Origin of the sequence: Candidatus Francisella endociliophora, from assembly GCF_000764555.1 — a bacterium.
Classification (GTDB): domain Bacteria; phylum Pseudomonadota; class Gammaproteobacteria; order Francisellales; family Francisellaceae; genus Francisella; species Francisella endociliophora.
Window position 1 is genome coordinate 1,581,724 of the sequence record NZ_CP009574.1, and the last position, 26,037, is coordinate 1,607,760.

The following is a 26,037-nucleotide window of genomic DNA, read 5'->3' on the forward strand; positions in this document are numbered from 1 at the left end:
TCATTAGTATCTGCTATGATATTTGGATTTGTTGTCTTGGTGACTGTTTCTGGTCTTGTATATATCGTAAGATATAACTTGCTTAGTATTAAGGGATTAGCTGGTCAGGAAGCTATAATGACGGCTGAGCAGCAGTATATACAAAGTATAGTTGAGAAAGGCTCAATTCGACTAGGAAAAAATAAGCTTGGTAATTATGATTTTGAAAATATTTTGCAAAGCAGGCAACCAATTTTTTCTAATAAAAATGTTGATGTATCATTATATAATGCAGAACCTTCAGCAATAACTAGCGATATTATTCATAAGTTGATTTTTAGGAAGAACCTTAAAATTACTAAAGACATTATATTCAAAAATCTGCCTAAACACTCAATGATTAATTATTATTCCGAGTTTGTGCCTATTAATGTTCCATATATTGACATCAACAGAATGAATGATATAGAAAAATATTATCACTTAAATGATAAAGGAAATATTAGTGATTCAAAAAATGGCTTCATAGGATATATAGAAAAAGAATATAGTTGGCTTTTGGTATCTGTAAATAATAGAGCGAGAGTTATTAGCCTAAGAAACTTAGATATTTCTGATAACTATGAAGTTAAAATTGGCTGGCACCTTGTTAAAGGACATTGGCAAATGCTAATGGCTATATATGATAAGCATCACCTTTATATATATAGAACTCAACTTAATGATTTGCTAAATAACTTTGATAAAGCTATTTTAAACCTATCTACTGCGGTTAAAACTTTTGATTCTTCAACAAATATCGTTGCTGTTGATTGGCATTATACGAAAGACAATACAGAACCAAATTTAGCGGTATTAAGCACATATTATGATGAGGATGATAAGGCTAGCGTTAGGTTTATGGATTTTACATATAATAAATTTAAGAATACTTATGATGAAGTTCTAAAAGATACTATTAATGGGTTAGGAGAAATTAATGATAGTAATGTTTTTATCGAGGCTTTAGATCCATATTATATATTGGCTAAAAGCCCTTTATACGTTTTTGCAGGTGATAGAATGATTGTCTATAACATAGCTAAAGATCAGAGGTTAAAAAAAGAAGTTATTAACCTGAACCATGTTGTGGAAAATAAACCAGTAATAGTTAAGAAAGATGACTATAGTTATTATGTTTTAGTTTTTGCAAATGATAGATATTATCAATATACATATACAAAAAATACTGATGTTATTAATGTATCTGAGCCAGTGATTTATCCTGATCAAAAAATACAAAATATTGTTATAAAATATGGTTTGAAATTTATAGTTACGAAAAAACACATATATATCGATGATTTTAAAAATCAACAACTTGCAGAGGTTTCAATATAGTGATGTGTGAAATAACTAAAAAAATTACTATTTTGGGAGTGTTTTTGTTTTATATTACAGGGTTGTATGCAAAGGGGTGTGAGCTTGTAAATTTTGAAAATGGTAAAAATGGTTTATTAGAGTTTAAATGTGATGAAGATGTATCTCTAAAAAATAATAAATTGGTATTTTACTTCACAGGAAGTCGAGTTAAAGTTGATTCTATTAAAGTAGCTGGTGGTAAAACGGATTATGATATAGATAAGATATCTAGGAAGCTTAGAAGAGTTGAGTTAAATGTGGTTACAGAAACTATATTTAAAGATTTGGACTATACTGCCCATGAAGGTGAAATAGTTAAGTTAGAGATAACACCTAAAAGAAAAAGTAATTTAAATTATAAAGTTTTATGGGGAGGAGTTGTAAAGAACTCCTATAAGAATAGAAAAAATAAAAATAACAATTTGCAGTTCTATAGAAATAAAACTGGAGATTTTTTTGCATATGAAGATGGGTTGGAGTGTGCGATTAAGCATGATTGTGATGATAAGATCGAATTGTCAAAACAGTGTGATTCTGAACGGTGTCATAAGCTGAATCAGAAATTAAGTATCTATTCTGATTTTGGTATGGCTCACCAAAGGATAGTTTAAAAAAAACTATCAAATCTTATCAAGTTCTAAAAATTTGTAACTAAATCCAAGTCTCACTTATTTCTTATAAATATAAAAACTTCTTTATATGTTAAAATTATTATTGTAAAGGCTAAGTTTGTAAGGAAAATTTATAACTGGTTGAGATATGAAGAGTATAAATAGAAATAATAAAAAAGGATTTACATTAATTGAGGTTCTTATTGCTGCAACCTTAGGTATGTTTTTATTATTTACAGTTATTTATATGATTGGAAATATTTTATCAAAAGCAATTTTGACTGAAAAAAAAGTTGAACTAGTTAATGAGCTAGATAGTCGGGTAGATAAATTCATGCTAACTAGCGAATTTGATGATAGTGAGCTTGGCGAGATGACTTTTGCTCAAGGTTCGAGCTCAGCTAGCATATTTGAGTTTACTGGATCTAATTCAAATTTTTCTTTAAATGTAATAAAGAGAGCATATAGCAGTGTAAATCCAGTAACAAATATTATAAATCAGCAGCTTGGTGCCTATATGCAAGCAGCCAATGCTATCTATGTTGCAGCAGGTGCAACCATGATTGATGAGAGTCCAGAACTGATTGCTGAGATTGATGTAGCCAGAGATTTACATTTATCAGATAGTACGGCTAAATGGTCATCTAATACAGGCGTTATTCTAAATCTAGGTACTACACAGATAGTAACAGCAGTACCTCTTGATGATCCTCCTCTTGAATCAGGAGCATATTTAACTTTAGCACCATTTACAAATGCAGATGTTAGTAATAGTGGAGTGTTTTGGAGATGCACCGCTTTTGGTTTTGATACGCAACTATTACCTTCTTGGTGTGTCTTGTAGATTTGGAGGTGCAGATGGTAAGTATTAAAAGAAATAAAAATGATGGAGTTTCTTTAGTAGGGGTCTTGGTTGCAGTAGTTATTTCATCAATTGTTATAATGGCTTTAATAACAATTTTCATAACTGTAAAAGATAGATATAACCTTTATAAGGATAAAACCACAGCAGAAGTTAAGCAATTACTAGTTAAGTCAATATTGTATGACTTTGTTAAAGATGTTGGTTTTGCTTGTAAGTTTGGTTATTCAGAACAGGTGCATCATGATAGAACAAATGACTCTTTAGATGGTTTTTTTACTGATGCATCTGCTCTTCGGGTTGGTAATTTACCTCTAACAACATCTAATCATCTCCCTGAACAGCTAGAAGCTGGATGTTCTGAAAAATGTTATCAAGCAAATACTGATTATATAATGATTAAAAAAGAAGAGGATCACACCTTTTTAATAGGTACAAATGCTTTAGATACAACTCTTAATGTTGTATCTGCAGATGGGATTGAAAGTGGAGATTATTTATTCTTGTGTGGCAAAAATAACATAAATATGGTTAGAGCAAATTCAGTAAATTTAGGAACAAATACTATTGAGTTGTCACAAGCACCTACAGCAAGTGTTTATTATCCAGGAGATTATTTAGGAGAGTATTCTTTTGAGGTTTTATATGTAGGTAATGCTGGAGAGCAGGATGAAAATGGACAAGATATTTTTGCACTATATATTTATATGAAAAGTGATAACACACAAGGTGAATCCTTTGAGTTGGTTAGAGGAGTTGAGAGTTTGCAAATAGAGAGAATCACTTCTATTAGCAATGGTAATATTTCTTGGGACAGAGTGTCTTCAGATGTTGATTTGCAAGACTCTAATGATACAGCAATAAGGGTATCTTTCTCTATTGATGGTAATAGATATCACAAGATAATTAATTTATAGGTGTTTTTTATGTTTAAAAAAGATAAAGGATCAACACTATTAGCAGTTCTGATTTTTGCATTTGTACTAATGGTAGTAATATCAGCACTTGCTTATAATTTTAGGATGGATTCTTTATCTATAGATTCTTTAGTTAGGGAGAAACAAAATTCTAATGTATCTGAAGGTTATTTTGGCAATATAGTTGGCTCAACAGATTTGTCTGTAGATGATGAGAAAAATATTGGAAATTTTAAGTTTGTAACTCAACCAAACTCTATTAGTCCAGGATTTGAGTATGAAGATACAAATGCTGAGCTTTATAATGCAGATCCTTTTTTAATAAGTCATAGTATTGTCCATGAATTTTATGATGGTGATATACTGCGGTATATTAGGAACTTTATCTATAATACTATGCCAAATAGTACAATGGTCGGTTATGATGATGGTTTTATTCCCTTAAATGTTCCATTTGTGAATGTCGATGCAATGAGTGGTAATCTAGCAACATATAGATTAGATTCAAATGGTGAAATTTTAGATACACAAAGAGGGTACATAGGCTATTTAGATATTAGAAATCTTTCGGATGATGATAAAGGTCATGGGAATGATGATGATGGTTACGATGAAGATAACCCGGGGCAAGGTAATGGTAATAATAGTGCTATAGTTTTTAGCTTTAATCTTGTAGTTGGAGGAGCTAGTACAAGAATATATCTCCCAGCAGATATAACAGAAGGTTATAAGCTTAGCATTGGTTGGAATCTTGTTGCTGGTCGATGGAGTATTTTCTTAGCTGTATATGATGGCAATAGGGTTTATACATCATCAACAGTTTTGAGTAATCTTTTTGATAATATGAGCCAAGCAGAAATTGACATATCAAATTGGCAACCAGTTATAGATTTGCCAAGTGGATCTACTTATGCAAGCTATCCATTTTATGTGGCTGGTACAAACTATAAAAAAGATGAGATTGTTTCAGCAAATGGTAGTTTGTATAGTTGTAAGGTTACAGGCTGGTGTTCAAGCACAGCGTCATCATATTATGCTCCAGGCACAGGATCAGATTGGGAATCTGCATGGGATCTATATAATGAAAGTGCAGGTGCTACGCAAACAAATGATGAAAATGGTAGCGACTATCCAGAATACTCTGCTGGAACAAGTTATAAGAAAAATGATGTAGTTGTATCAGATAATACCTTATATAGTTGTAAAATACCTGGTTGGTGTTCAAGCACAGCATCATCATATTATGCTCCAGGCACAGGATCAGATTGGGGATCTGCATGGGAAATCATTGGCACGGTTGATGAAAATGATGAGGATGGTGATGAAACGGAAAATGGCGGCTCGGAAGTTAGTGATACAGGTAGTACAATACTTGTTAAGTGGTATCATGATGTAGTTGATGAAGCTCCAAAGCCTTTGATTTTACGAAAAATGCCAAGATCAGGGAACTACGACTTAGATATTTATAGAACTACTGTTGATAGCGTTACACATGCTTATACAGCAATACTTGCAGATAGTTTTACAACGGGGACAATTGATTTTGATGAAACTCAAGTACATATAGCGGTTCCAGATGGTTTATTTGTATTAGATGCTGGTATGCCATTGATTTTTCAGGGAAAAAATATTTTTGATTTTGGGGTTGAAGGAAGCTATGAGCTAGGTGATGGTTCTGCAAGTACAAAAGCAACTTTGACAAAAGAGCCTGCAGATACTCCTCTTGTTATTAAGAAAAATGCAACACAATTTTATATTGTGTATTTTAATGGTAATACTTTATATACATATTTGTATAGTTTAACAGGGTCACCTTCTTTGGTAGTTTCTCGCATATTTCTAGGAGAAAATATAGAGAAAATTATCGCAAAGTTTGGGGTGCTTTTTATTATTACAGATAGTGCTGTTTATATGGAAGATATATCAAATAATACTATTCTTAGTAGAGTGGCTCCAGCTACTGGGACTGCAACAAATTATCAGATACTTAGAGATGGTGCAGGTAAGATATATGCTATGCCAGAAGGTCTGTCTTGTTTAGCTGATAGTGGCTGTGGTAGCATTACTAGGTTATATTTTGATACAGGGTGTTCATCTTACAATAGCTGTGATGCGGTAAGTGATCTTAATAATGTTAGTCCGTATCTATATACTGTTTATAAAAGTTTTGAGTCATAAAAAAGATCTTTTTAGTTTTCTAAATTTACTATGCAGAGAAATTAGCTTCTTTTTGTGATAATATTTACATTTATATGTATGCCATTTGAATAATAAATGAAGAGGCTAATCAGAAAAAGTCAAGGTGTGAGCTTAACAGAAACTTTAATCTCAATGACTATATTGCTTTTTGCTTCTTTTGCAAGTTTCAGCTTACTTACATCGAATGCGGCAAAAACTAATTTAATAGAGCAAAAAGTTAATTTAGCAAACCAGTTAGATGAGAGAGTTAACGAGTATTTAATATCAAATAATTTTAATGATGGTAGTTCTGGGAATACTAGTTTTTCTCAGCAATCAATAGAAGGAACAGGTTTGAGTGAATACTCAGCAATAGATTCTGTTAGTGGGTTGAATGTTTCACAAAAAGCCTTTGAGTGAGGTGTGTTATGAAAAATAATAAAGGCTTTTCAATGATTGAGCTGATGATTACAGTCGTTCTTATTGTGTTTCTATTATTTGCAGTTTTTTATGCTATATCTAGCGTAATTTCAGGTTCAATATTAACAGAAAAAAGAGTCGAATTAACAAATCAGCTTGATAAAAGAGTTAATGAGTTTATGGTAACAGGAGAGTTTGATACTAGTGATGCTGATGGTATCACTTTTGCAAAGCTTGATTCTGATGATGAGGTGGCTGAATTTTCTGCAACAAATGAAGCATTTAGTTTGACGATCATTAAAAGAGCGTTTGAAATAATTGATGCCGAAGATGTTTTTACTGGAATTACTGATATTGAGTGTGCTGCTGTTTCTCATGGTCATTGTGCTTGTACTGTATCTAATGAAGATAGGTTGCAGAGATGTATGGAGCTTATAGGTACAGATAATCAAAATGATCCTAATGTAGCAAAGTGTCAGGAGCAGCATGGAGGAAGTAATCCTAATGAGGCTGGTTATCAATGTGCTGGGGCATGTGGAGAAGGGTTACATCCATCTTGTGTTAATCTCTTAGTAATCTGTCATAAACCTGGAACTCCGGCAGAAAAAACTATGGTTTTACCATATCCCGCATTAAATGGTCATATGAACCATGGAGATCATTTGGGTCCATGCTAAAGAAGTTTCGGGGAGTTACGATCGTTGAGCTCTTAGTTGCTACTGCTATAGCTGTAACAGTATTTGCAATGGCAATAAATATATATGTAGCTGCTAAGAATAACTATAATAATTTAAAAGATAGAGTTGATACAGAGGTTAAAGAGCTTACTACAAAAAGGTTGTTATATAACTTTGTTAAGAATTCTGGTTTAGCTTGCCATTTTGGATTCACTAATCAAAATTATCATAATAATACTGGAGATACTTTAGATGATTACTTTACAACAAATTCATCAGTGATTGTTGGTCCTCTGCCTTTTTCAAGTGGGTCTAGTTTTGCTGGAGCTTTAGAAGAGGGATGTTCGGGAGATTGTTTTCAGGCAGGATCTGATTATATAATGGTGAAAAAAGAAGAGAACCATGTAGAACTTACAGCATCTAACAGTTCAGAAGCAATATTAGAGGTTTCTTCTGTTTCGGACTTTAGTGTTGGAGATTATCTAGCCTTATGTAATAAAGATGACATAGATTTAGTTAAAGTCGGGAGTGTTAATAGTGAGACTAATAATCTTGACTTAGTTTCTGCTCCTAGTTCTAATATTTATTACCCTGGTGATTACGTCGGTCAATATTCGCTACAAGTAATCTATATAAGAGATACTGGCGAGCAAGATGAGGATGGTAATGATATTTTTTCACTATATATCTATATCAAAGATAATGATTCATCAGGGATGTCTTATGAGTTGGTTAGAGGGATAGAGGATTTACAAGTAGAGTATGCAACTGTTAGCGATGGAAATATAACTTGGAATGTGGTTTCATCAGATATTGGTGTTGATGGTTCTGGCTATCCTGCAGTGAGAGTGTCATTTAGTGTTGATGGTGAATCATTTTCTAAAGTGATAGTGATATAAGGAGAATATTTTGTTGCATAAGTTAAGAGGGTCATCACTATTAACAGCACTTATTTTTGCTTTTGTATTGATGGTTATTGTTTCTGCTATTGCATATAACTTTAGAGTAAGCTCTTTGACAATAGGAACTCTTATAGATGAGGAGCAAAATATAAATATAGATGAAGGCTATGTAAAGAACTTGGCTGATTCAGGAGCCTTAGCTACAGCTATTGATGAAAATATTGATAGTTTTAGGTTTGAAACTATACCAACTTCAATGACTCCAAAGTTTTATGTAAATAATACCTCCGCAACTTTATATGCTGCAGAACCTTTTTTATTTAGCTATGATGTTACACACAATTTTTTTAATAATGGAGTTAATGAATATACAAAGAATATTATTTTTAATACTATGAAAAATAGTATTTATACTCAGTATGAAGATGATGTTTATCCTATAAATGTTCCTTATGTTAATACAGCTGCTATGGCGGATAATGCAATATATAGGTTTTCTGGAGATAGTAGTATATCTCAACTTGGATATATTGGTTATATAGAGAAAGATAATGGAACACTAAATGTTAACGCAAGTGGTACTAGCACAACTATAGATGTTCCGAATGATTTATCTGTCACTGATTATAAATTTAGAGTTGGTTGGGATCTTAAATCTGGATTCTGGAATATTTTTTTGGCGACGTATGATGTCAATAAAGTTTACACATCTTCGACATCTTTAAATAATATTGTTAGTAATTCTGCTCAAGCAAAAACTGATTTAGAGAATTGGCAAGAGGTTGCATTAACTATTCCTAGTGGAAGTACTATATCTAGTGGTAGTGTTATACTTACTAAATGGTACCATGATTCAAATTCGGATGTCCCTAAGCCTTTGATATTAAAAAAAGATGAACAATCAGATACTTCTGGAACTTATTACTTAAATTTCTATAATAGTACGTATGATCCTGTTAATGGGAGCTTTAGTGCATCATTATCTGATGGTGTAAGTACTACTAATAACTTTGATGTAAATAAAGTATTTATAGTTGTACCAGATAGGGACTTTAATTTAAATGCTAGTTCTCCTCTTGTTTTTCAAGAGGATGGATCAGTTACAAAAGTTTTTCAGTTTAACCTTCATAGTGCTGGAACCATAACTTACTTAGGAAGCCTAAGCCCTACAGTTGAGGCAGAACCTGTATTAATTAAAAGGAATGCTACTCAAAGCTACTTATATTATCATAATGGCAGTAGTTACTATTCACATTACTATAGTGCGGGATCTTTGAATACTACTGCCTTAACGCCTATTCAAGGGTTTTGGTGGCAAACTATTCAAAAACTTATTCCTAAATTTGGTGCATTGTTTATTGTCACAGAGGATAATATTTATATTGATGATTTTAGTAGTGGAACAACTAATATGATGAATCGTATCAGCATAAATGACTCTAATTATCAATTTTTACGAGATGTAGATGGTTTAATTTATGCTATTCCAGATGGTTTAACTTGTCAGATGAGTGGTAATTGCAATGAAGCAGATAGATTATACATTCGTGATGAGGGTAATTGTTCAGGCTATACTGGTGGATGTGACTTTATAGATGATCTTAATAATATTGGATCATATCTAGGTATGGTGTATAAGAATATTCAACACTAAGTTTTTTTCAAAAAACACTAAAATTTAGTTATACTGATAGCTTATAATTCTAAGACTAAAAAATGGATTTTTTATTTTATGATTTTTTATAATTCTTTATCTGGAAAAAAAGAAGAATTTAAACCGATAGAGCTTAATAAAATTAAAATGTATGTTTGCGGTATCACTGTATATGATGATTGTCATATTGGGCATGCTCGTACGAATATAGCCTTTGATGTTATTAATAGATATTTTAAGTATCGTGGGTTTGATGTGACATTTGTAAGAAATATCACAGATATCGATGACAAGATTATCAAAAGAGCTAATGAAAATGGTGAGTCTACAGATCAGTTAGTTGAAAGAACAATCAAGTCTATGCATGATGCTTTTGATAGTCTTAATATTTTACGCCCTACTCAAGAGCCAAGAGCTACACAAACAATTCCTGAAATGATAGCAATGATTAAAGCACTTGTTGATAAAGGTTTTGCATATCAAGGGGCTAATGGCGATGTTTTTTATCGTGTAACTAAATTTGATGATTATGGTAAGTTAAGTAAACAAAATCTTGAAGCATTAGAGCAGGGCTCAAGAGTTGATATAGTTGATGAAAAAGAAAATCCAATGGATTTTGTACTTTGGAAAATGGCAAAAGAAGGTGAACCTGCTTGGGATTCTCCATGGGGAGCTGGTCGCCCAGGTTGGCATATTGAGTGCTCTGCAATGTCAAAGAAACTACTTGGTGATACTTTTGATATTCATGCTGGCGGCTCTGATCTTAGATTCCCTCATCATGAAAATGAAATAGCACAATCAGAAGCCTGTAATGAGTGTACTTTTGCTAACTATTGGTTACATTCTGGTATGGTAAAAGTTGATTCTGAAAAGATGTCTAAATCTTTAAATAACTTCTTTACGATCAACGAGGTTTTAGAAGAATATCATCCTGAAGTTGTCAGATATTTCCTAGCTTCAACTGTGTATAGAAGTGAGATTAATTATTCAAAAGAAAACTTAAATAATGCAAAGGCTTCTGTTGAGAGATTATTTAATGCTCTTAGAGATGTTGAGCCAATGGAAGTAAATTTGCCTGATGATGCGGATGAGTATGAAGTTAGGTTTGTTAAAGCGATGGATAATGACTTCAATACTCCAGAAGCTTTAGCAGTACTATTTAGTTTAGCAAAAGAGATCAATACTTTAAAAACTACAAATAAATATAAAGCTAGTGGTTATGCTTATTTATTGCGTAAGCTTTGTGATGTGTTGGGTATTTTGTTCACAGATGTAGAAGAGTACTTTAAGCAAGGTGATAAAAGTAATAGTGTTGATGCGGATGAAATCGAAAAATTAATCACAGAAAGAGCACAAGCTAAAAAAGATAAGAATTATGCTAGAGCTGATGAGATTAGAAATGAGCTTCAAGCACAAGGGATAATATTAGAAGATAGTGCAACTGGCACTACATGGAAGAAAGGTTAATAAATGTATTCTCAAGAAAAACAGCAAGACATAATAGATAATTTACATACAATCAGGGACTATATTCGTTGGACAATATCAGAAATGAATGTTAATCAAGTATATTTTGGTCATGGTTCAGATTCTATATGGGATGAATCTGTACACCTTGTACTTAGTGCGATTAATGTATCTCATGATATTGATAGCAATATGGTAGCTTCTCGACTTTTAACAGAAGAGAAAAAGCGAATAATAAATTATGTTTATCAAAGATCATGTGAGCGTAAACCACTACCATACATTCTTAAAAAAGCTTGGTTTGCTGGTATGGAGTTTGATATTGATGAAAGAGTTATTATTCCTCGTTCACCAATAGCAGAGCTTATTCGTAATGATTTTTCACCATGGGTTAATGATATTGATGATGTTAAAAATATGTTAGACCTTTGTACAGGTAGTGGTTGTATCGGTATTGCTTGTAGTGAAGTTTTTGAAGATGCTAATATAACACTAGTTGATATATCAGATGATGCGCTAGCTATAGCAAATCATAATATTAAGAAGCATCAGGTTGGAGATAGAGTTAAAGCTATCAAATCTGACTTATTTAACAATCTAAAAGGACAAAAGTTTGATGTTATAGTTTCCAACCCACCTTATGTTGATAAAGAAGATCTAGATAGCATGCCTAAAGAATACCATTATGAACCTAAGCTTGCATTAGAGGCTGGGAGTGATGGGTTAGACCTTGCTAAAAGAATTATCTTGGAAGCAGATCAATATATGACAGAAAAGGGTGTACTAATCGTTGAAGTTGGTAATAGTCAATATGCACTTATGGAAATGTGTCCAGATGTTCCATTTACATGGTTAAGCTTTGCCGAAGGTGGTGATGGTGTGTTTTTACTGACATATGATGAATTAGTAAAATATAAGGATCTGTTTAAGCAGTATTTTCAAAAGTAAGATTTCAGAATTCATCTAGACTTGAAAAAGTTTTATTATCAATATTTTTATACTTCTTCGTGGAGATCAATAGAAGCATTATTATTAATTTAATATAAATCTAATAAATGCTTTTGTATTTATTTTTTTTGTATGTTATTAAACATAAGAAATAAATAATTTAATATTTTTTAATAAAGTGATATCTTACACACAAATAGATTAATTTTACATGGGTACTAATAGCTGGTGAATAATATATTTGGCAAGGTATTTGCTTATACAGTCTTTATGTTATTATTTCTATCTTTAAACAGTTGCATCAAGACAGAAGATGAAATTCGGGTAGAGCTGCTTAAGCAATGCATTAATAATCTTTGTAGTTTTCAACTTGTTGAGTCGAGAGTTAGAGTATCGACAGATATTCTTGGTAAAGAACATATTCAGACATTAAGCCAAAAGCCTTTAAGTGGATTATTGTCGAGTGTTGAATGGTCTTTTCCAGGAGATAGTAATCAAACAACCTCGAGTGCCTTGACAGCAGTTGGTTTACCTGCATGCCAAACAGATAGTTGTAGTGATATAGATAACCCCACAGGTAGGGATTTTGGTACCTCTTGGGGATCTCAAGATATTAGTGTTACAGGAACAGCTACTCTATCAAATGGTAAAGTTGTTAACATCAATGAATCCTCTAGTTTTTATGTATTTCCTACACAAATTACCTACGATATGCCAACTGGGTCAACTATAACAGCGACAGAAGCAGCATCATTGTTTGCTAATGCTAGTGCAGCTGTTAAAGACAATATTGCAGAGGTGATAGGTAATGGTGGTACAGATGGAACTTTAACATTTATTTGTAAAGAAGGATATTTTATGGATCCTAATGCAATTGGTTTGGCAAATGGTGCGCAGCCACAAAGTAGATTTAGCTGGCCGGATATAGAAACAGAAGCTCCGACCCCTGCTTTTAATGGGACTTATTGGGAGCAAATAGGATATATAGAAGCAGCAAATAATGCAGAGTTAGATTTACCTAGTGGTAGAGACTATGGGACTGCTTTGGATTGTGGGATACCAAAATAACAAACAAGTAATAATAAAAGGGTATAAGTAATGAGTAAGAAGTTATTGGTAAAAGTATTGTTAGGAACGCTATTCGTGGGTGGTAATATAGGTCTAGCTTTTTCGGAAGAGAGTGATAGGACCGAGGCAGATATAGACCGCTGGCAGTCGATGTTTATATCCACCCCAGAAGATGGTTATAGATATACAGTAGGTGATCTTAAAGCAAAAGGAGATGCTTGGGAGAGCAATGATGAGGCTTTCAATATTCTTATTCCTGATTCTAAGGAATTAAATACTTTCGTAAATAATACAGATAACAATATATATTATTTAAGTAAGCTAGTAGAAGGAACTCCGGGAAGTGCTGCGGCAAAGACTGGCGGATTAGTTAAGCAAGTATCAGATATCAGTGATGAAGTTAGTGGTTATGATGAACGTATTAAGACGACAGAGAAAGAGGCTTCAGATGCTAAGAGTTCTGCAAATACAGCGTCGACAAGTGCCACAGCAGCAGCTACATCAGCAAGTGAGGCTAAAGAAAAAGCTGAAGCAGCAGCAGGTGCTGTTGCAAGTAAAGTAGATGTAGCGGGAGTTAATAGCATAATAAACACTCAGGTATCATCAGGTGGGAGTATTTATACAGCGATAGGTGATGCAGCTAAAGAAGGTGGAGCTATAGCAACGGATATTTCATCACAGATTGAAGCAAAAGAAGGTCCTATATATGACTCAATAGTATCAGGGTCGAGTATAGCAATAGATGATTCATTAAAAGAAGGTGGTAGTATATATGACTCAGTTACTTCTAGTGATGGAGCGATAGCTAAAGCAATTGAAGCACAGGTGAGTAGTGGAACAGGTGCTATAGCTGAGTCGATAAAAAATAGTATCACTAAGGCGACAGCTAAAGATGGGGCTATATCAGAAGCAATTAAGACTCAAGTTACGAGCGGAACAGGTGATATTTCAGCAGCTATAAATACAGCTGCTGATAATCAAATAACAAGTGCACTGGCTTCATCAGGAAGCATTATAACTGCGATAAATGAAAACATTGGTAAGGCAGCTGAACCAAATGGAGCGATAGCTAAGGATATAGAGGATCAGGTGACGAAGAAAGAAGGTCCTGTATATAATTCGATAGTATCTGGTTCTAGCATAGCTGTAAATGATGCGATAGCACCAAGTGGTAGTATAATTACAGCATTAGCTGACTCAGGTAGTACACTAAATCAAAATTTAGCGAATCGTTACACACTTAAATCTGACTTCGAAGAGTTAAATACAACAGTTACAGATTCTGATAATGGTTTACCGAGCAAGGCGCCATTAAGTGCATTAAAAGATTATACAAAGACAAGTGACTTAAATACTTATTTAGCAAATAGTGGTTCAAGTGTTATAAATACACAAATCCAAAATTCAGTTAAGCAAGATGGAGATATATATAAAGCTATATTGTCTGAGAATGGAGTGATAGCGGAAGCAATGCAGAATCAGATAGTATCTGGAAGTGGGGTATTTGCAGAGGCTATATCAAGTGGAAGTAGTGTAGCAATTACAAATGCATTATCTTCATCAGGTGGAAGCATCTATGAGTCGATAGTAGATAAAGATGGAGATTTATCTCGAGCTATAGTTGAGAATATAACTACGGCAGATAGTAATATCTCAAGTGTTGTTAATGACTTGATAAATACAAATATTCAAACAGGAACAGGTTCTGGTATAGTTACAGAGGCTGCGAATGTAGCAATTAATAAAGCTATTACAGAGCAGAGTGGAGTGATTAGGAATGCTATATCATCAGGATCTAGTATTGCAGTTACAGATGCATTAGCACCAAGTGGTAGTATAATTTCAGCGTTGACTAATTCAGGAAGTACATTAAACCAGAATTTAGCGAATCGTTATACACTTAAGACTGATTTTGAGGTTCTTGATAATACAGTTATGGACTCAGGAAGTGGTTTAGTTACTAAAGTTGATGAATCTGATGTTGAGCAGTTAATAACAGAGGCAATATCAGCACCGAGCGAATTAGATCAAGCTGGAGATAGTAATATACAAGGTTTAATATACAAGGCTGTAGCAGATGCCCAAGGTGATTTGGCAAAAGCTATACAGACAAATATTGAGGACTCTCAGTCAGGGGCTGTGGCTAAAGCAGTAGACACCAAGATACAAAATGCAACACAAAATGATGGTGGTATTATTAAGACTGAACTTGATACAAAAGCACCTAAAGCCGACTTTGAAACTCTACAGACTAAAATTAATGATGGAAGTACTGGTTTAGATAGCAAAGTAGCAACGGCAACACTTCAAGAAAACTATACACCTACAGTAGGCTTAGGCGCAGTTGTAACAGAGACTATGAGCTCAGGCAGTGGTTTAGCTATAGTTACAAGTGAGGCTGAGAAGGTTTCAGAAAAAGCTGTAACAGATGCTATAGCAGGGGATGGAACTATAACAGAAGCTATCAAAACAGATGGTACTGAAATAGCAAATGCTGTAGATAATAGGGTAGTAACTTCAGCAGTACCCGTTGGGACGATTGTAATGTGGGGTAGAGGCACTATACCAGATGGATGGTTACCTATCGATGGTAGGCAGATTGATGCAGATGTATATCCAAAGTTAAGATCTATGTACGGGGCAAATTTACCAGATTTTAGAGGCTACTTTCCACGAGCTTTAGGGACTAATAGTAATGGAGTTTCTTCAGGACCTCTTTTGCAAAAGACAAATTTTACTACAGCATTACCAACTACAAAAGCATTTTCATTCTCTAAAGGTGTTGGTAGAGTTCAGGCTGGGTATGATAATGATGTGGCATATGCTTATGATGGCGCAGGAAAATTTAGTCCTGTTATGAAAACATCATATATTAATCAAGGTGGAGACTCAGAAACTGCACCTAGAAGTATGGCAGTACATTTCATAATAAAAGCAGGGTAATCACTATATTGTTAACTGATTAGGGATTTTTCTACTCAAATACTCTAGATATTAAAAAGCTCTATTTGACAGGGATTGAACCTAGTTTGTTATGGTAGAAAAAGAACACAAGGAACTACATTTATAGAGGTCATGATAGCCATTGCTATTATACTATTCTTATTCTTTGCTGTTTTTATTCTTTAGCTAACATAGTCGCAGGTGCGAATCTAAATGAGGATACTGTCCAAGAAAGTGTGTCTATAGCTTGTCGATTTTTGCGTCTAAAATATCCTTAACTTTGCAAAAAGCAGTTACTGGATATTTATAGGTTTTTTGTTCGAAGTTTATCAAACAAGCACAAATAAGATTCATCGCACTATCTAGATTTGGAAAAGAATTTCTAATCTTAGTAGTTCTACGAATCTCTTTATTTAAGCTTTCAATCCAATTAGTAGTATAAATCACTCTATGAATACTGCTAGGATAAATTTAAATACGCAAAGTAGTTTTCAATATCTTGACCTTTAAAAGCTTTTTCTATCCAAGGATATTTACTCCAATATTCAATAAATGCATCTAGTCGAGTCCTAGTATTATTAAGGTTATATTTAGGCTACTCTAACTCAAATATCTCATGAAAATAATCAGTTAATAAAAAGGAGTATAGTGTATTATTTTTATTTAAGTATTGAGGTTGAAATCAGAGGGTATGAGTTTTTAGATTGAACAGAAGGGTTGTATTATTCTTTGATAACTATATCAGGGAAGTGATGTTTTACACACTTAGTGTAGTCGCCTTCTGTAAACGCTGAGTATGGTGTTTGATAGCCAACAAGTTTACATGAGAACGATTTCCCGCCTGGATTGTCAGCATAATGGTCAAAATTTTGCTCCCAATATATTTGTGTAGCACCAGCACCATTTTCATCAAATTGTTTCATACCTTTACAGCCTAAAACTTCAGTATCTGGAATATTCAAACCAAGATAGTTCATAAAGTTGCCATAGTAATCTATACGGTTTACAGATTGTGCAACTTCAACACTACCACCACATTCAACACCGCCATTAATGATCTGCGTAGTCACACCAAAACCAGGAGTTAGATTATTTGCTTTATCAGAGTCATTCGGCTGCCAAGTACCATCAATTACATGAAGCATAGATGGTTTTGGAGGCTGCGGATATACAAAGAAGAATACCGCAGATGCTAGATTTAACCATGTATCAGCAACCATTTCTGGATTATCTAATAATACTCTTACATCACCAAACATAGCTTGTGAGAAAGGTCCATAATTATAGTTATAGCTTAATTGTTTAGCACCACGACCAAAGTAAGATTTGAAATCACCATTTTCAAATTTACCACATGGCCAAGTTTGACCTTGCCATACATCAGGGTTACATTCACCATTATAACCACCTCGCATATCTTCATCCCAGCCCATCTCACGTACATGTACTAGAGCTTGGCGCCATTCTGGTACATCCCAATGAGCAGTATGTCCACCTGTTTCTTGAGTAAAGTGAGCAAACATAGTAGCAAGAGACTTACGACAAATATCATCAGAATCTCTACCATCAGTATAAGTACCACAGAATGCAGGGAACTTAGCTACAGCTTTTAAGAAATTGTCATAGGTGTATTCTGGTGAACGTTTAGGGAACATATAATCCCAATCTTCTGCAGATACTATACCTTCTACTCTTTTAACATTCTCAGGGTTATTTGGATTACCTGCAGTTACAGCTTCAACCACGCTATTATCTCTTGTTTTAATAGATTCTTTTACTTTACTTAGAACTGGACCGCTTGTTAGCTCAGCTTCTTGTGCATCAAGTTTAGCTTGAGTTGTCACAAACTTATCTTCACTAGGAGTTGGATCATCTGGGTCTGTAGGATCAACAGGCTCATCAGGGTTGCTAGGATCATATAAATCCCAAGCCATATCCCAATAAAGACCTGTATTAGGAGCGTATGCCCACTGAGGTCCTGAACACCAGTCTGCAACACCAGCTTTACACTTGAATAATTTACCATCAGCATAGACAATATCACCACTTTGGTATTGTGTGCCTGCTACATAGCTTTCGTAGTCTCCACTTGGAGGATCTACTGGATCTACTGGATCTACTGGATCAACAGGTTCATCACTACCACCACCATTTCCTATAGAAAAACTTTCAACACTAAATATAGGAGCACTAGGTGAGAAGCTAAAACTAGCAGAGTTACCAGCTTTGACAATAGTAGAATCACCACCCCATTGTTTAGATGTGATAGAGATAGTTCCACCATTAGATTGAGTCATAGTTGCATTACCAATACCCCAGATACTTCCTATCTCTACGCCATCGCTTAATTTAAAAGTGATAGGGTTATCTACCAAATCTGTATCCTTATTACAGCTAAAAGTAATTTGACCAGTCCAACCTTTTTTAACATCATCTAATTTACAATCAGCAAATGCTAGAGATCCCATTAGAGATAATGTTAAAGCAGATAAAGTTTTTATTTTGTTATTCATTTCTTAGTTCCTTATATAATTTAAAAAATTAATTTTTAATAAATAAAAATTGTTTTTGTTTTATTTCAAATAATTTCTTTATTTGGAATATGCTAAATGATAGCTTAAGAATAAAAAAAAATGGTATGGTTAAAATTAACAGTGTCTATTAAAAATTAATAAGGATACTAACTTATTTGTGATAGGGGTGGCCTTCAAGTATTGTATAAGCTCTATATAGTTGTTCAGCTATAATGATTCGGACAATAGGGTGAGGAAAAGTCATTTTTGATATAGAGATTTTTTCTTTAGCAATATTTTTAATACTCTGATCAATGCCATCTGGTCCACCAATCAAAATAACAACATTAGGGTTATTAAATTTCCAATTTTGCATTTTGTCAGCTAATTCCTCTGTAGATATAATTTTAGAGCTAACATCTAGTATTACTAAATGATCAGAATCATTTAGTTTATTAAGAATAGTTTTGGCTTCTTGTTCCATCCAAAGTTTGGGATTGCCTGTTTTAGCCCGTTTAGCAATAGGTAGCTCTATTAGTTCTAGAGGTATTGATTTGCTAAGGCGTTTTTTATATTCATTATAGCCTTCACTAACCCATTTGGGTGGCTTTTCGCCTAGTGATATTATTTTTATTTTCATTTTTCTCTTCTTATTAATCTGACAGATCAATGATCTGTCACTACATTTATTTTAAACTTATGTATTTTATACAAAAATAAAGGAACAGTTCTGTAGTGACAAGTCACGACTTGTCGTTACACGCGTTTAATATACTGCTATCTCGTAAAACAAATCAGATTTTCTTTTGATAATTCATGGTTAAATTCATATCCTGCGATATCAAATTTTTTAATATCTTCTATATTCTCAATTCTATTTTCTAGAATATATCTAGTCATTAGACCACGAGCTTTTTTAGCATGGATTCCAATAGTTTTAAAAGTACCATTTTTATTTTCTTTAAAATCAATATCTAACCAGTTAGCATCAAGAGTCTTTTTATCTATAGCTTGTGAGTATTCATTAGAAGCTAGGTTTATTAAAGTCTTATTTTTTTGTTTCGCAAAGAAGTCATTAAGTTGAGGAGTGATTTTATCTTGCCAATATTTGTATAGGATTTTTTCATCAATTTTGATTTTTGTACCCATTTCTAATCTGTAGGCTTGCATCAAATCAAGAGGGCGAATAAGGCCATACAGACCAGACAGCATGAGTAAGTGATCTTGAGCATATTTAACAGTTTTGATGTCTAAAGTTTCAGCATCTAAACCTTTATAAACATCGCCACTAAATGTAAAAATAGCAGCTTTTGAGTTCGAAGTATTATAGCTATTTGGGTCAAAATTATTGTGTTTATCAAATACTTCTTGAGCTAATTTGGGGCTGATTTTCATTAACTTTTCAATTTCATCAACCTCATAATGTTTGAGCTTATTTATTAAAAGATTAACTTGATCTTTAAAAACTGGTTGAGTGAAGTTGTAGCTTTCTTTTATAGTTTCAAAGTTTTGGCTTTTAGCTGGAGATATTACTATAATCATTTTCTTATTATTTTATGAGTATTTTAGGTTTAATAATACCAATTTATCTTAGATAATGGAATTTGCTTTGGTGACTTGTAATTTATATGTATATCTAGTAGTATATATCCCGCTGACTTGGTTTCCACGCAATGATAGATTGTGAACCCCGCCAGGTCCGGAAGGAAGCAACGGTAACTTTTGATTCATGTGCCGTGTCAAGGCTAAGTCAGCACTCAAAAGTGTCTATTATTTTCCCATGAAGAGATTATTTAAGTAACATTAGTTTATTAATTATGGTTTAATATACTCATCTAAATAATTCTTATTTTCAAATATGAGTTTCACGAAATTAGAAAGTATTATTAACTATGATGTTGTCCATGGTTTTCCTGGGGTTGCTTTAAGTATTATTTATCATGGTGAAAATATTTATCAAAATACTTTTGGTTATGCTTATCGATATGATAGAGCGGGTAAGCAAGTAACTGATCCACAAATTTTAGATAAAAATATGCTATTTGATATAGCATCTCTTACAAAAATTTTTGCAACAACTTATGCGATTATGTATCTGTATGAGAGGAATCTTATTAAATTAAACGCTTTAATTACTGAATATATTCCAGAATTTAAATTTGTGAACACGTCTTATATTCCAACTATTCGTGACTTACTAAATCATGCCAGTGGAGTAGCTCCATTTTTTGATTTTTATAATAACTATACAGCGGGAGATTTGTATAGCCAAGATAGAGAAACTACTATCAAATATCTAAAAACAAAAATGTCAGTAGTTGAGCCTGCACGTAAGTATTGTATTTATAGTGATATTGGGATGAAGATATTAGGTTGTGTAGTTGAAGCAATTACAAACCAAAGATTAGATAATTTTTTAGTAGAGAATATTTATTCAAAACTAGAGCTTAAAAATACTTGTTTCAATCCTTTAGAAAAAGGTTATCTACCAGAACAAATAGTAGCAACCCAAGTTGATGGGCATGCTAACTTTGGTACAACTAGCTTTAATAATATCAAAACAGATACTCTTAGAGGTCTAGTTCATGATGAGAAAGCATTGTACTCTATGGATGGAGTAGCTGGTCATGCAGGATTGTTTTCAACTATTGATGATGTTGCAAGATTAGCCAGTTTACTCTATCAAGAAAATGAGTTTTTCTCGCAAAGCACAATCAAAGAATTTAGTGAATACTGTGATGTTAACCCTGCTTTTACCCAAGGTTTTTGGACTGCAAAAGGACGTAAAAATAGATCTTTATTTGGAGAAAAGTGTAGTGATAAAACAATAGGCCATACTGGTTTTACAGGTCAATGTTTTATCTCAGATCCTGAAAATAAGATTACAATTATAATTATGTCAAATAGTGTTCATTGTCGAATTATTTACCCAAGAATTTTTGAAGGTAAAACATTTAGAACAGGATTATATGGACAATTAATAGATTCAATATATGAAAGTTTAAATATATAGGTAGAAAGTATGAGATTTAGATATAACTTTAAGTTTATTTTATTTATATATATCTTAACGGCACTCATTGGTGGTTATGGTTTAGGGATAATTGCTGGAGTAGCTATACATATTCAGAATAGTTTTAAATTAGACGACGGACAGTTATCTTATTTAATAGGTTTACTATTTCTTGGAGGGATAATAGCTAAATTTTTTTGGTTATCTGCTGATTATATAAGTAGAAAACGTATATTAATTATTGTTCTATTGACATTTATTGTAGCGACATTTTTGTTTATAAATAGTGTGTCATATACAAGCTTAGAGTGGTCAAGATTGTTCCAAGGAGCTGCTATTTTGCTTTCATATTATGCTTTTCCTGTTTATATGACAGAAATTGCTCTACCAGAAAAAAGAGGTATGTATGTAACTTTATATCAGCTTATGTGGGCTGGAGGTATAGCGATATCATCTTTGGCGGTATTAATGTTTGATAACTTTGTTTCTTGGCAGGAATTTTATGATGTTCCTATGTATTTATTAATTTTAGTAACTATAGGAATTCTTTTTATACCGTATAGTCCAGTATGGCTTATTTCTAGAAATAGAATTGCAGAAGCAAAAGATGTGTACAAAAAATTATTTCCTGAGCTTACAGAGATACAAATAAATGAGAGAATTTTGTCAACTAAGGAAAGCTTATTTAAAGAAAAAAATAGTACTAATAAAGTTAGAAATTTATTTGATGCTAAGAGTATTAAGATAATATTTATAGTAACACTTTTGCTTATATTAAATCAGCTATCAGGAAATAATGTCGTTTTACTGATGAATGAAAAAGTGCTTCAAAGTATAGATAGCTATTCGGCTAGTTTAAATATGGTTAGCTTTTTAGTTATGTTTGTTAATTTCGGAGCAACAATTTTGACTGTAATTTATGCTGATAAATTAGGAAGAAAGAAGGTGTTTTATATAGGACTTATTATAGCAATTATAAGTTATGTCTTTCTAAGTCTATCATTCTTTATACCTATTAAGGGGTTACAATACTATCTTGTGCTTATATTTTTAGTACTAGCTGTTGGAGGGTTAGCATTTGGACCAGCAGGTATTATAATTACAATTATTAATGAAATGCTTCCAAATAGAGTTAGGGTTATTGGTATTTTTATTGCTGGAATGACAACTACTATATTCACCTTCTTTTTTGCTAGTAGTTTTTTGAATTTTGCAGATAAATTTGGTTATGGAGCTCTTTTCTTAATTCTTGCTGGGGTATGTGTTGTTTACATGCTAATAGTTAAGTTAACAATTGTAGAAACAGCAGGTAAAACTTTAGAAGAAATCGAGCAAGATTTTAGAACTAAAAATGGATGATATTATAAGCTATGAAACTCAATTTAGATTTTAGATATAATTTTAAATTTATCTTATTTGTGTATATTTTGTCAGCAATAGTTGGAGGATATGCTTTAGCAATAGTTGGTGGTATTGGTGAAGATATTAGACATCATTTTGAGCTTAATAGTCATCAGCTATCTATATTATTGGGTTTGGTATTTTTAGGTGGTATTTTAGCTAAAATTATTTGGCTAGCTACTGATCGCATAGGTCGCAGAGCAATGATAATATTTTTTGTGGCTATGTATATTTTTGGTACTTATTTGTTTGTAAATTCACAAAGTTATGACGCTTTAATTGTTGCTAGGTTTATACAAGGCTCTGCAATTTTACTTTGTACTTATGCTTTTCCTGTATATATGACAGAAATAGCACCCCCAAATAAAAGAGGTCGTTATGTAGCACTATTTCAATTGTTTTGGACTTCGGGGATGTGTTTGTCTGGCTTAGCAGTTTTTTTCTTTTACAAAGTTCTAAGCTGGCATGAGTACTTATATGTAACAGTTTCTTTTGCTCTTATTTTACTTTTTATGGCTTGTATTATACCAGCAAGCCCAACTTGGTTGATTTTAAGAAAAAAAGTACATGATGCATACTTAGTAATCCAAAAAACGCAGCCAGACTTATCAGATGATGAGATTAAAAAACATATTGATGATATTCGAGTTAGTTTAAGAGATCATAAACCAAGAAGTTTTCTACAAAAAGTATTTATAGGTAAAGATATTATACCTGTACTACTTGTGACTAGTGTTTTAATACTAAATCAAATTACGGGTATAAACTTTATTGTTTTTTCATCCGAACTTATATTAGCACCTCTAGTAAAAAATGCTCAAGTTGCTCATATTGCTAACTTTTTTATATTAGCTATTAACTTTTGTGCGACAATTTTGACTATATTCTATATTGATAAATGGGGGAGAAAAAAAGTTATTTTTACTGGGCTTGCTGTTGCTCTTATAAGCATGTTGTTGCTTGTAGTTTTATATAGTTTGCCAGTATTTGAGTATAGTTATATCGCTGTAATTGTTTTATTAATATCCTGTGTAGCAGGTCTCGCCTTTGGTCCTTCAGGAGTTGTTATCACTCTCATAAATGAGATTTTGCCAAATAGGGTGAGGATTATTGGAATCTTTATTGCAGGCACGGCTTCGATGTTATTTGCATTCTTCTTTATTGGCTATTTTTTACAGATAGGAGAGAAATACGGTTTTAATATTATGTTTGGAATTATATTTATAGGTTCATTTATCTATTTAATGGTTGTCAAAAAGCTAGTTCCAGAAACAGCAGGTAAAACTCTTGAAGAAATTGAAAATGAGTTTGATTAATATCAATAACTTAAGCTTATCGATTTGTTAATAATTATATATTTTTCTTTTAATGTGTTTGTTGCCATAATAACACCATAACTTGACTCAAATAGTTTAAAAGGTGATTAAAATGAAAAATATAGTTCTACCAATTTGTATAATAGCAGCTTTAGTAACAGTTAGTTTAGGGGATAGCTTAAGAGAAATAGGGAATTTTTCTAGTGGTAATTTCCCAGAGGCAGAGCTTACATTGGCTGCTTAAATTAAATACTGGCACACCCAGAGGGACTCGAACCCCCGCATCTGCCTCCGGAGGGCAACGCTCTATCCAGTTAAGCTATGGGTGCTTAAGAAACTATTTTAAAATTATTCCAAAATAGATTTTATCAAAGATGTAATTATATACAAAAGCATATATAAGATAAAAAACTACAAAACCAAGATCGACAATAAATGCTTGGATAAGTCCCATATCTAGCATATATGCAACTAGAGGGATTGTTACAATTAAAAGGCCAGCCTCAAAAAATAGAGCATGTAACGCCCTAGGAAGGAATCCTCTCTTAGTGCGACATCTTCCCATCTTTCTTTCAACTATATCAAAAATATAATTGTAAATAAGATTCCATAGCATAGCTAGGACAGAAACAATGATAGCTAAGCTTGCTATATGAAACATATCTTTATGCAGTACAAACATTGCAAATGGAGTGAATATCACGATTCCAAAGAATTCAAATCCTATAGTATGAGCTAGACGAGCTGGAAAGCTCATTTTTTTATTAGTCAAAATCTTGTCTCTATTTACTTTTAAGTTTAAAGGATAACAATAAATAAGTATTCTATGCTAACTTATTTATAGCATTTGCCAATTCTTGTGATTTATCCCAAGCAATTGCATGACCTGCATTTTTAAAGTATTTAGCTGTAATATTTTTTTTATTTTTTACTTCAGCAATCGTGTCTTTAATTTCATTAACACGCTCTACTTTATCATCAAGAGATACATATATGTATATAGGCATTTCTATATTCTTGAATTTTTTTAGATTATCATCACTATTACGCCATTTAGTGACACCAGTTATTTGTTTTGCTAAAACCTCATTCGATGGAAAAAGTTTTGTTATTTCACTGTTTATGAATCTGTTTTTCTCAGCGTTTAAGTTTTCTTTAGAGTAATCATATAGGTTTATACTAAAAACATAATTATAAATATCATCAGTGGTTTTAAATGCTGGGGCTGGTGGGATTTTTTGTGTAGATGTTTTTGGTAAAGCGGGTGACAGTAGTATAAGGTGGGAATATTCCTCAGGGTGTTCAAAACTTGCTTCTAATGCTACAGCACCACCCATGGACCATCCTAATAGTGAAGGACTATAAATACTTGCTTTTGTTGCAAAAGTATTAACATCTTCTGCCATATCAGAAATTGAATAATTTTCTTTAGTACTCTGTCTATCAGTATTAATGTTTCTGTAGTCAAGTAGATATAAATTATAGCTTTTAGCTAAATTATCTATGAAATCTTTTGGCCAGAAGTTTGCTGTAGTTCCACGACCTGTGAGCATTATAAGGTTGGGCTTAGTTTCATTATAAGTAGATTGAAGGTAATGAATGTCAATATCATTGCTAATATCAATAGTTTTGCTTTCTAAGTTTACGGAGTATCCTAAGCTCGCAATTACTAAAAAAAATAGTACCGTTATAAGTTTTCTCATAATGTAATAAGTAAGGTGATAATTTTATAAGTGCTAACATTATACTTTTTTAAAAAAAGATCGC

24 protein-coding genes, 1 tRNA gene and 1 other RNA gene are annotated in these 26,037 nt (G+C 32.7%); 19 read left to right on the top strand and 7 right to left on the bottom strand.

Features of this window, described 5'->3' with window-relative positions; translation table 11 throughout:
• Positions 1-15 precede the first annotated feature (15 nt).
• The 14 genes from QI37_RS07810 (at position 16) to QI37_RS10475 (ending at position 16,213) form a co-directional block, all read left to right on the top strand.
• Positions 16-1,359 (top strand): hypothetical protein, encoded by a 1,344-nt coding sequence (locus QI37_RS07810; RefSeq protein ID WP_052399203.1) that lies wholly within the window; start codon positions 16-18, stop codon positions 1,357-1,359.
• 2 nt (positions 1,360-1,361) lie between these two features.
• The gene (locus QI37_RS07815; protein WP_052399172.1) at positions 1,362-1,991 is read left to right on the top strand and encodes a hypothetical protein; all 630 of its coding nucleotides are present in this window, start codon (positions 1,362-1,364) and stop codon (positions 1,989-1,991) included.
• Positions 1,992-2,139: 148 nt separating this feature from the next.
• Entirely contained in the window at positions 2,140-2,835 is a 696-nt protein-coding gene (locus tag QI37_RS10145) for a type II secretion system protein (RefSeq protein ID WP_081946998.1), read from the top strand.
• Positions 2,836-2,849: 14 nt separating this feature from the next.
• On the top strand, positions 2,850-3,770 hold the full coding sequence (locus QI37_RS07830) for a PilW family protein (RefSeq protein WP_040010208.1): 921 nt from the start codon (positions 2,850-2,852) through the stop codon (positions 3,768-3,770).
• 9 nt (positions 3,771-3,779) lie between these two features.
• Positions 3,780-5,948 (top strand): membrane protein, encoded by a 2,169-nt coding sequence (locus tag QI37_RS07835; RefSeq protein WP_040010211.1) that lies wholly within the window; start codon positions 3,780-3,782, stop codon positions 5,946-5,948.
• 96 nt (positions 5,949-6,044) lie between these two features.
• Positions 6,045-6,368 (top strand): PulJ/GspJ family protein, encoded by a 324-nt coding sequence (locus QI37_RS07840; protein ID WP_040010214.1) that lies wholly within the window; start codon positions 6,045-6,047, stop codon positions 6,366-6,368.
• Positions 6,369-6,376: 8 nt separating this feature from the next.
• Positions 6,377-7,045: a type II secretion system protein gene (locus QI37_RS10000; RefSeq protein ID WP_052399173.1), complete on the top strand. Its 669-nt coding sequence runs from the start codon at positions 6,377-6,379 to the stop codon at positions 7,043-7,045.
• Complete coding sequence (locus QI37_RS07850; protein WP_040010216.1) at positions 7,039-7,944, top strand: PilW family protein; 906 nt, start codon at positions 7,039-7,041, stop codon at positions 7,942-7,944. The genes QI37_RS10000 and QI37_RS07850 overlap by 7 nt, the downstream gene beginning before the upstream one ends.
• A gap of 10 nt (positions 7,945-7,954) precedes the next feature.
• The gene (locus tag QI37_RS07855; protein WP_052399174.1) at positions 7,955-9,601 is read left to right on the top strand and encodes a hypothetical protein; all 1,647 of its coding nucleotides are present in this window, start codon (positions 7,955-7,957) and stop codon (positions 9,599-9,601) included.
• A gap of 78 nt (positions 9,602-9,679) precedes the next feature.
• On the top strand, positions 9,680-11,068 hold the full coding sequence (gene cysS / locus QI37_RS07860; RefSeq protein WP_040010218.1) for a cysteine--tRNA ligase: 1,389 nt from the start codon (positions 9,680-9,682) through the stop codon (positions 11,066-11,068).
• Positions 11,069-11,071: 3 nt separating this feature from the next.
• Positions 11,072-12,016 carry a 50S ribosomal protein L3 N(5)-glutamine methyltransferase gene (prmB, locus tag QI37_RS07865; protein WP_040010219.1) on the top strand — a complete coding sequence of 315 codons (945 nt, stop codon included), beginning with the start codon at positions 11,072-11,074 and terminating at the stop codon, positions 12,014-12,016.
• 270 nt (positions 12,017-12,286) lie between these two features.
• Complete coding sequence (locus QI37_RS07870) at positions 12,287-13,084, top strand: DUF3281 family protein (protein ID WP_040010221.1); 798 nt, start codon at positions 12,287-12,289, stop codon at positions 13,082-13,084.
• Between the two features lie 30 nt (positions 13,085-13,114).
• Positions 13,115-16,027: a phage tail protein gene (locus tag QI37_RS07875; protein ID WP_081946999.1), complete on the top strand. Its 2,913-nt coding sequence runs from the start codon at positions 13,115-13,117 to the stop codon at positions 16,025-16,027.
• A gap of 132 nt (positions 16,028-16,159) precedes the next feature.
• On the top strand, positions 16,160-16,213 hold the full coding sequence (locus tag QI37_RS10475) for a hypothetical protein (protein WP_350339254.1): 54 nt from the start codon (positions 16,160-16,162) through the stop codon (positions 16,211-16,213).
• Positions 16,214-16,267: 54 nt separating this feature from the next.
• Here the strand turns inward: QI37_RS10475 and QI37_RS07880 are convergent, their stop codons facing one another.
• From QI37_RS07880 to yaaA, 4 genes are all read right to left on the bottom strand, one after another.
• Positions 16,268-16,474, bottom strand: coding sequence for a transposase (locus QI37_RS07880; RefSeq protein ID WP_040010225.1), 207 nt, complete (start codon positions 16,472-16,474; stop codon positions 16,268-16,270).
• A gap of 275 nt (positions 16,475-16,749) precedes the next feature.
• Complete coding sequence (locus QI37_RS07885; RefSeq protein WP_040010227.1) at positions 16,750-18,540, bottom strand: glycoside hydrolase family 19 protein; 1,791 nt, start codon at positions 18,538-18,540, stop codon at positions 16,750-16,752.
• A gap of 172 nt (positions 18,541-18,712) precedes the next feature.
• Complete coding sequence (gene rlmH / locus QI37_RS07890) at positions 18,713-19,180, bottom strand: 23S rRNA (pseudouridine(1915)-N(3))-methyltransferase RlmH (protein WP_040010228.1); 468 nt, start codon at positions 19,178-19,180, stop codon at positions 18,713-18,715.
• A gap of 137 nt (positions 19,181-19,317) precedes the next feature.
• Complete coding sequence (gene yaaA / locus QI37_RS07895; protein WP_040010230.1) at positions 19,318-20,082, bottom strand: peroxide stress protein YaaA; 765 nt, start codon at positions 20,080-20,082, stop codon at positions 19,318-19,320.
• Positions 20,083-20,197: 115 nt separating this feature from the next.
• On the opposite strand from yaaA, the gene ffs reads away from it, so the two are divergent.
• The 5 genes from ffs to QI37_RS10440 all read left to right on the top strand — a co-directional run bounded on the left by ffs (position 20,198) and on the right by QI37_RS10440 (position 24,514).
• Positions 20,198-20,294, top strand: an RNA gene (ffs, locus tag QI37_RS10155) — signal recognition particle sRNA small type.
• A 104-nt stretch (positions 20,295-20,398) separates the two neighbouring features.
• Positions 20,399-21,553 (top strand): serine hydrolase, encoded by a 1,155-nt coding sequence (locus QI37_RS07900; protein WP_040010232.1) that lies wholly within the window; start codon positions 20,399-20,401, stop codon positions 21,551-21,553.
• Between the two features lie 9 nt (positions 21,554-21,562).
• The gene (locus QI37_RS07905) at positions 21,563-22,912 is read left to right on the top strand and encodes an MFS transporter (RefSeq protein WP_040010234.1); all 1,350 of its coding nucleotides are present in this window, start codon (positions 21,563-21,565) and stop codon (positions 22,910-22,912) included.
• A gap of 11 nt (positions 22,913-22,923) precedes the next feature.
• Entirely contained in the window at positions 22,924-24,270 is a 1,347-nt protein-coding gene (locus tag QI37_RS07910; RefSeq protein WP_040010236.1) for an MFS transporter, read from the top strand.
• 112 nt (positions 24,271-24,382) lie between these two features.
• Positions 24,383-24,514 carry a hypothetical protein gene (locus tag QI37_RS10440; protein WP_268746168.1) on the top strand — a complete coding sequence of 44 codons (132 nt, stop codon included), beginning with the start codon at positions 24,383-24,385 and terminating at the stop codon, positions 24,512-24,514.
• A gap of 9 nt (positions 24,515-24,523) precedes the next feature.
• Here QI37_RS10440 and QI37_RS07915 read toward each other — a convergent pair.
• From QI37_RS07915 to QI37_RS07925, 3 genes are all read right to left on the bottom strand, one after another.
• Positions 24,524-24,599, bottom strand: a tRNA-Arg gene (locus tag QI37_RS07915).
• Positions 24,600-24,607: 8 nt separating this feature from the next.
• A complete protein-coding gene (locus tag QI37_RS07920; protein WP_162472711.1) occupies positions 24,608-25,042 on the bottom strand; it encodes a PACE efflux transporter in 435 nt (144 codons plus the stop codon).
• Between the two features lie 52 nt (positions 25,043-25,094).
• Complete coding sequence (locus QI37_RS07925) at positions 25,095-25,973, bottom strand: alpha/beta fold hydrolase (RefSeq protein WP_040010239.1); 879 nt, start codon at positions 25,971-25,973, stop codon at positions 25,095-25,097.
• Positions 25,974-26,037 lie beyond the last annotated feature (64 nt).

What these genes read in the sequence shown, in the direction of transcription:
- QI37_RS07810 (WP_052399203.1), top strand. Translation starts at nt 16, where the DNA reads ATGATATTTGGATTTGTTGTCTTGGTGACTGTTTCTGGTCTTGTATAT.
- QI37_RS07815 (WP_052399172.1), top strand. Translation starts at nt 1,362, where the DNA reads ATGTGTGAAATAACTAAAAAAATTACTATTTTGGGAGTGTTTTTGTTT.
- QI37_RS10145 (WP_081946998.1), top strand. Translation starts at nt 2,140, where the DNA reads ATGAAGAGTATAAATAGAAATAATAAAAAAGGATTTACATTAATTGAG.
- QI37_RS07830 (WP_040010208.1), top strand. Translation starts at nt 2,850, where the DNA reads ATGGTAAGTATTAAAAGAAATAAAAATGATGGAGTTTCTTTAGTAGGG.
- QI37_RS07835 (WP_040010211.1), top strand. Translation starts at nt 3,780, where the DNA reads ATGTTTAAAAAAGATAAAGGATCAACACTATTAGCAGTTCTGATTTTT.
- QI37_RS07840 (WP_040010214.1), top strand. Translation starts at nt 6,045, where the DNA reads ATGAAGAGGCTAATCAGAAAAAGTCAAGGTGTGAGCTTAACAGAAACT.
- QI37_RS10000 (WP_052399173.1), top strand. Translation starts at nt 6,377, where the DNA reads ATGAAAAATAATAAAGGCTTTTCAATGATTGAGCTGATGATTACAGTC.
- QI37_RS07850 (WP_040010216.1), top strand. Translation starts at nt 7,039, where the DNA reads ATGCTAAAGAAGTTTCGGGGAGTTACGATCGTTGAGCTCTTAGTTGCT.
- cysS (WP_040010218.1), top strand. Translation starts at nt 9,680, where the DNA reads ATGATTTTTTATAATTCTTTATCTGGAAAAAAAGAAGAATTTAAACCG.
- prmB (WP_040010219.1), top strand. Translation starts at nt 11,072, where the DNA reads ATGTATTCTCAAGAAAAACAGCAAGACATAATAGATAATTTACATACA.
- QI37_RS07870 (WP_040010221.1), top strand. Translation starts at nt 12,287, where the DNA reads ATGTTATTATTTCTATCTTTAAACAGTTGCATCAAGACAGAAGATGAA.
- QI37_RS07875 (WP_081946999.1), top strand. Translation starts at nt 13,115, where the DNA reads ATGAGTAAGAAGTTATTGGTAAAAGTATTGTTAGGAACGCTATTCGTG.
- QI37_RS07885 (WP_040010227.1), bottom strand. Translation starts at nt 18,540, where the DNA reads ATGAATAACAAAATAAAAACTTTATCTGCTTTAACATTATCTCTAATG.
- rlmH (WP_040010228.1), bottom strand. Translation starts at nt 19,180, where the DNA reads ATGAAAATAAAAATAATATCACTAGGCGAAAAGCCACCCAAATGGGTT.
- yaaA (WP_040010230.1), bottom strand. Translation starts at nt 20,082, where the DNA reads ATGATTATAGTAATATCTCCAGCTAAAAGCCAAAACTTTGAAACTATA.
- QI37_RS07900 (WP_040010232.1), top strand. Translation starts at nt 20,399, where the DNA reads ATGAGTTTCACGAAATTAGAAAGTATTATTAACTATGATGTTGTCCAT.
- QI37_RS07905 (WP_040010234.1), top strand. Translation starts at nt 21,563, where the DNA reads ATGAGATTTAGATATAACTTTAAGTTTATTTTATTTATATATATCTTA.
- QI37_RS07910 (WP_040010236.1), top strand. Translation starts at nt 22,924, where the DNA reads ATGAAACTCAATTTAGATTTTAGATATAATTTTAAATTTATCTTATTT.
- QI37_RS10440 (WP_268746168.1), top strand. Translation starts at nt 24,383, where the DNA reads ATGAAAAATATAGTTCTACCAATTTGTATAATAGCAGCTTTAGTAACA.
- QI37_RS07925 (WP_040010239.1), bottom strand. Translation starts at nt 25,973, where the DNA reads ATGAGAAAACTTATAACGGTACTATTTTTTTTAGTAATTGCGAGCTTA.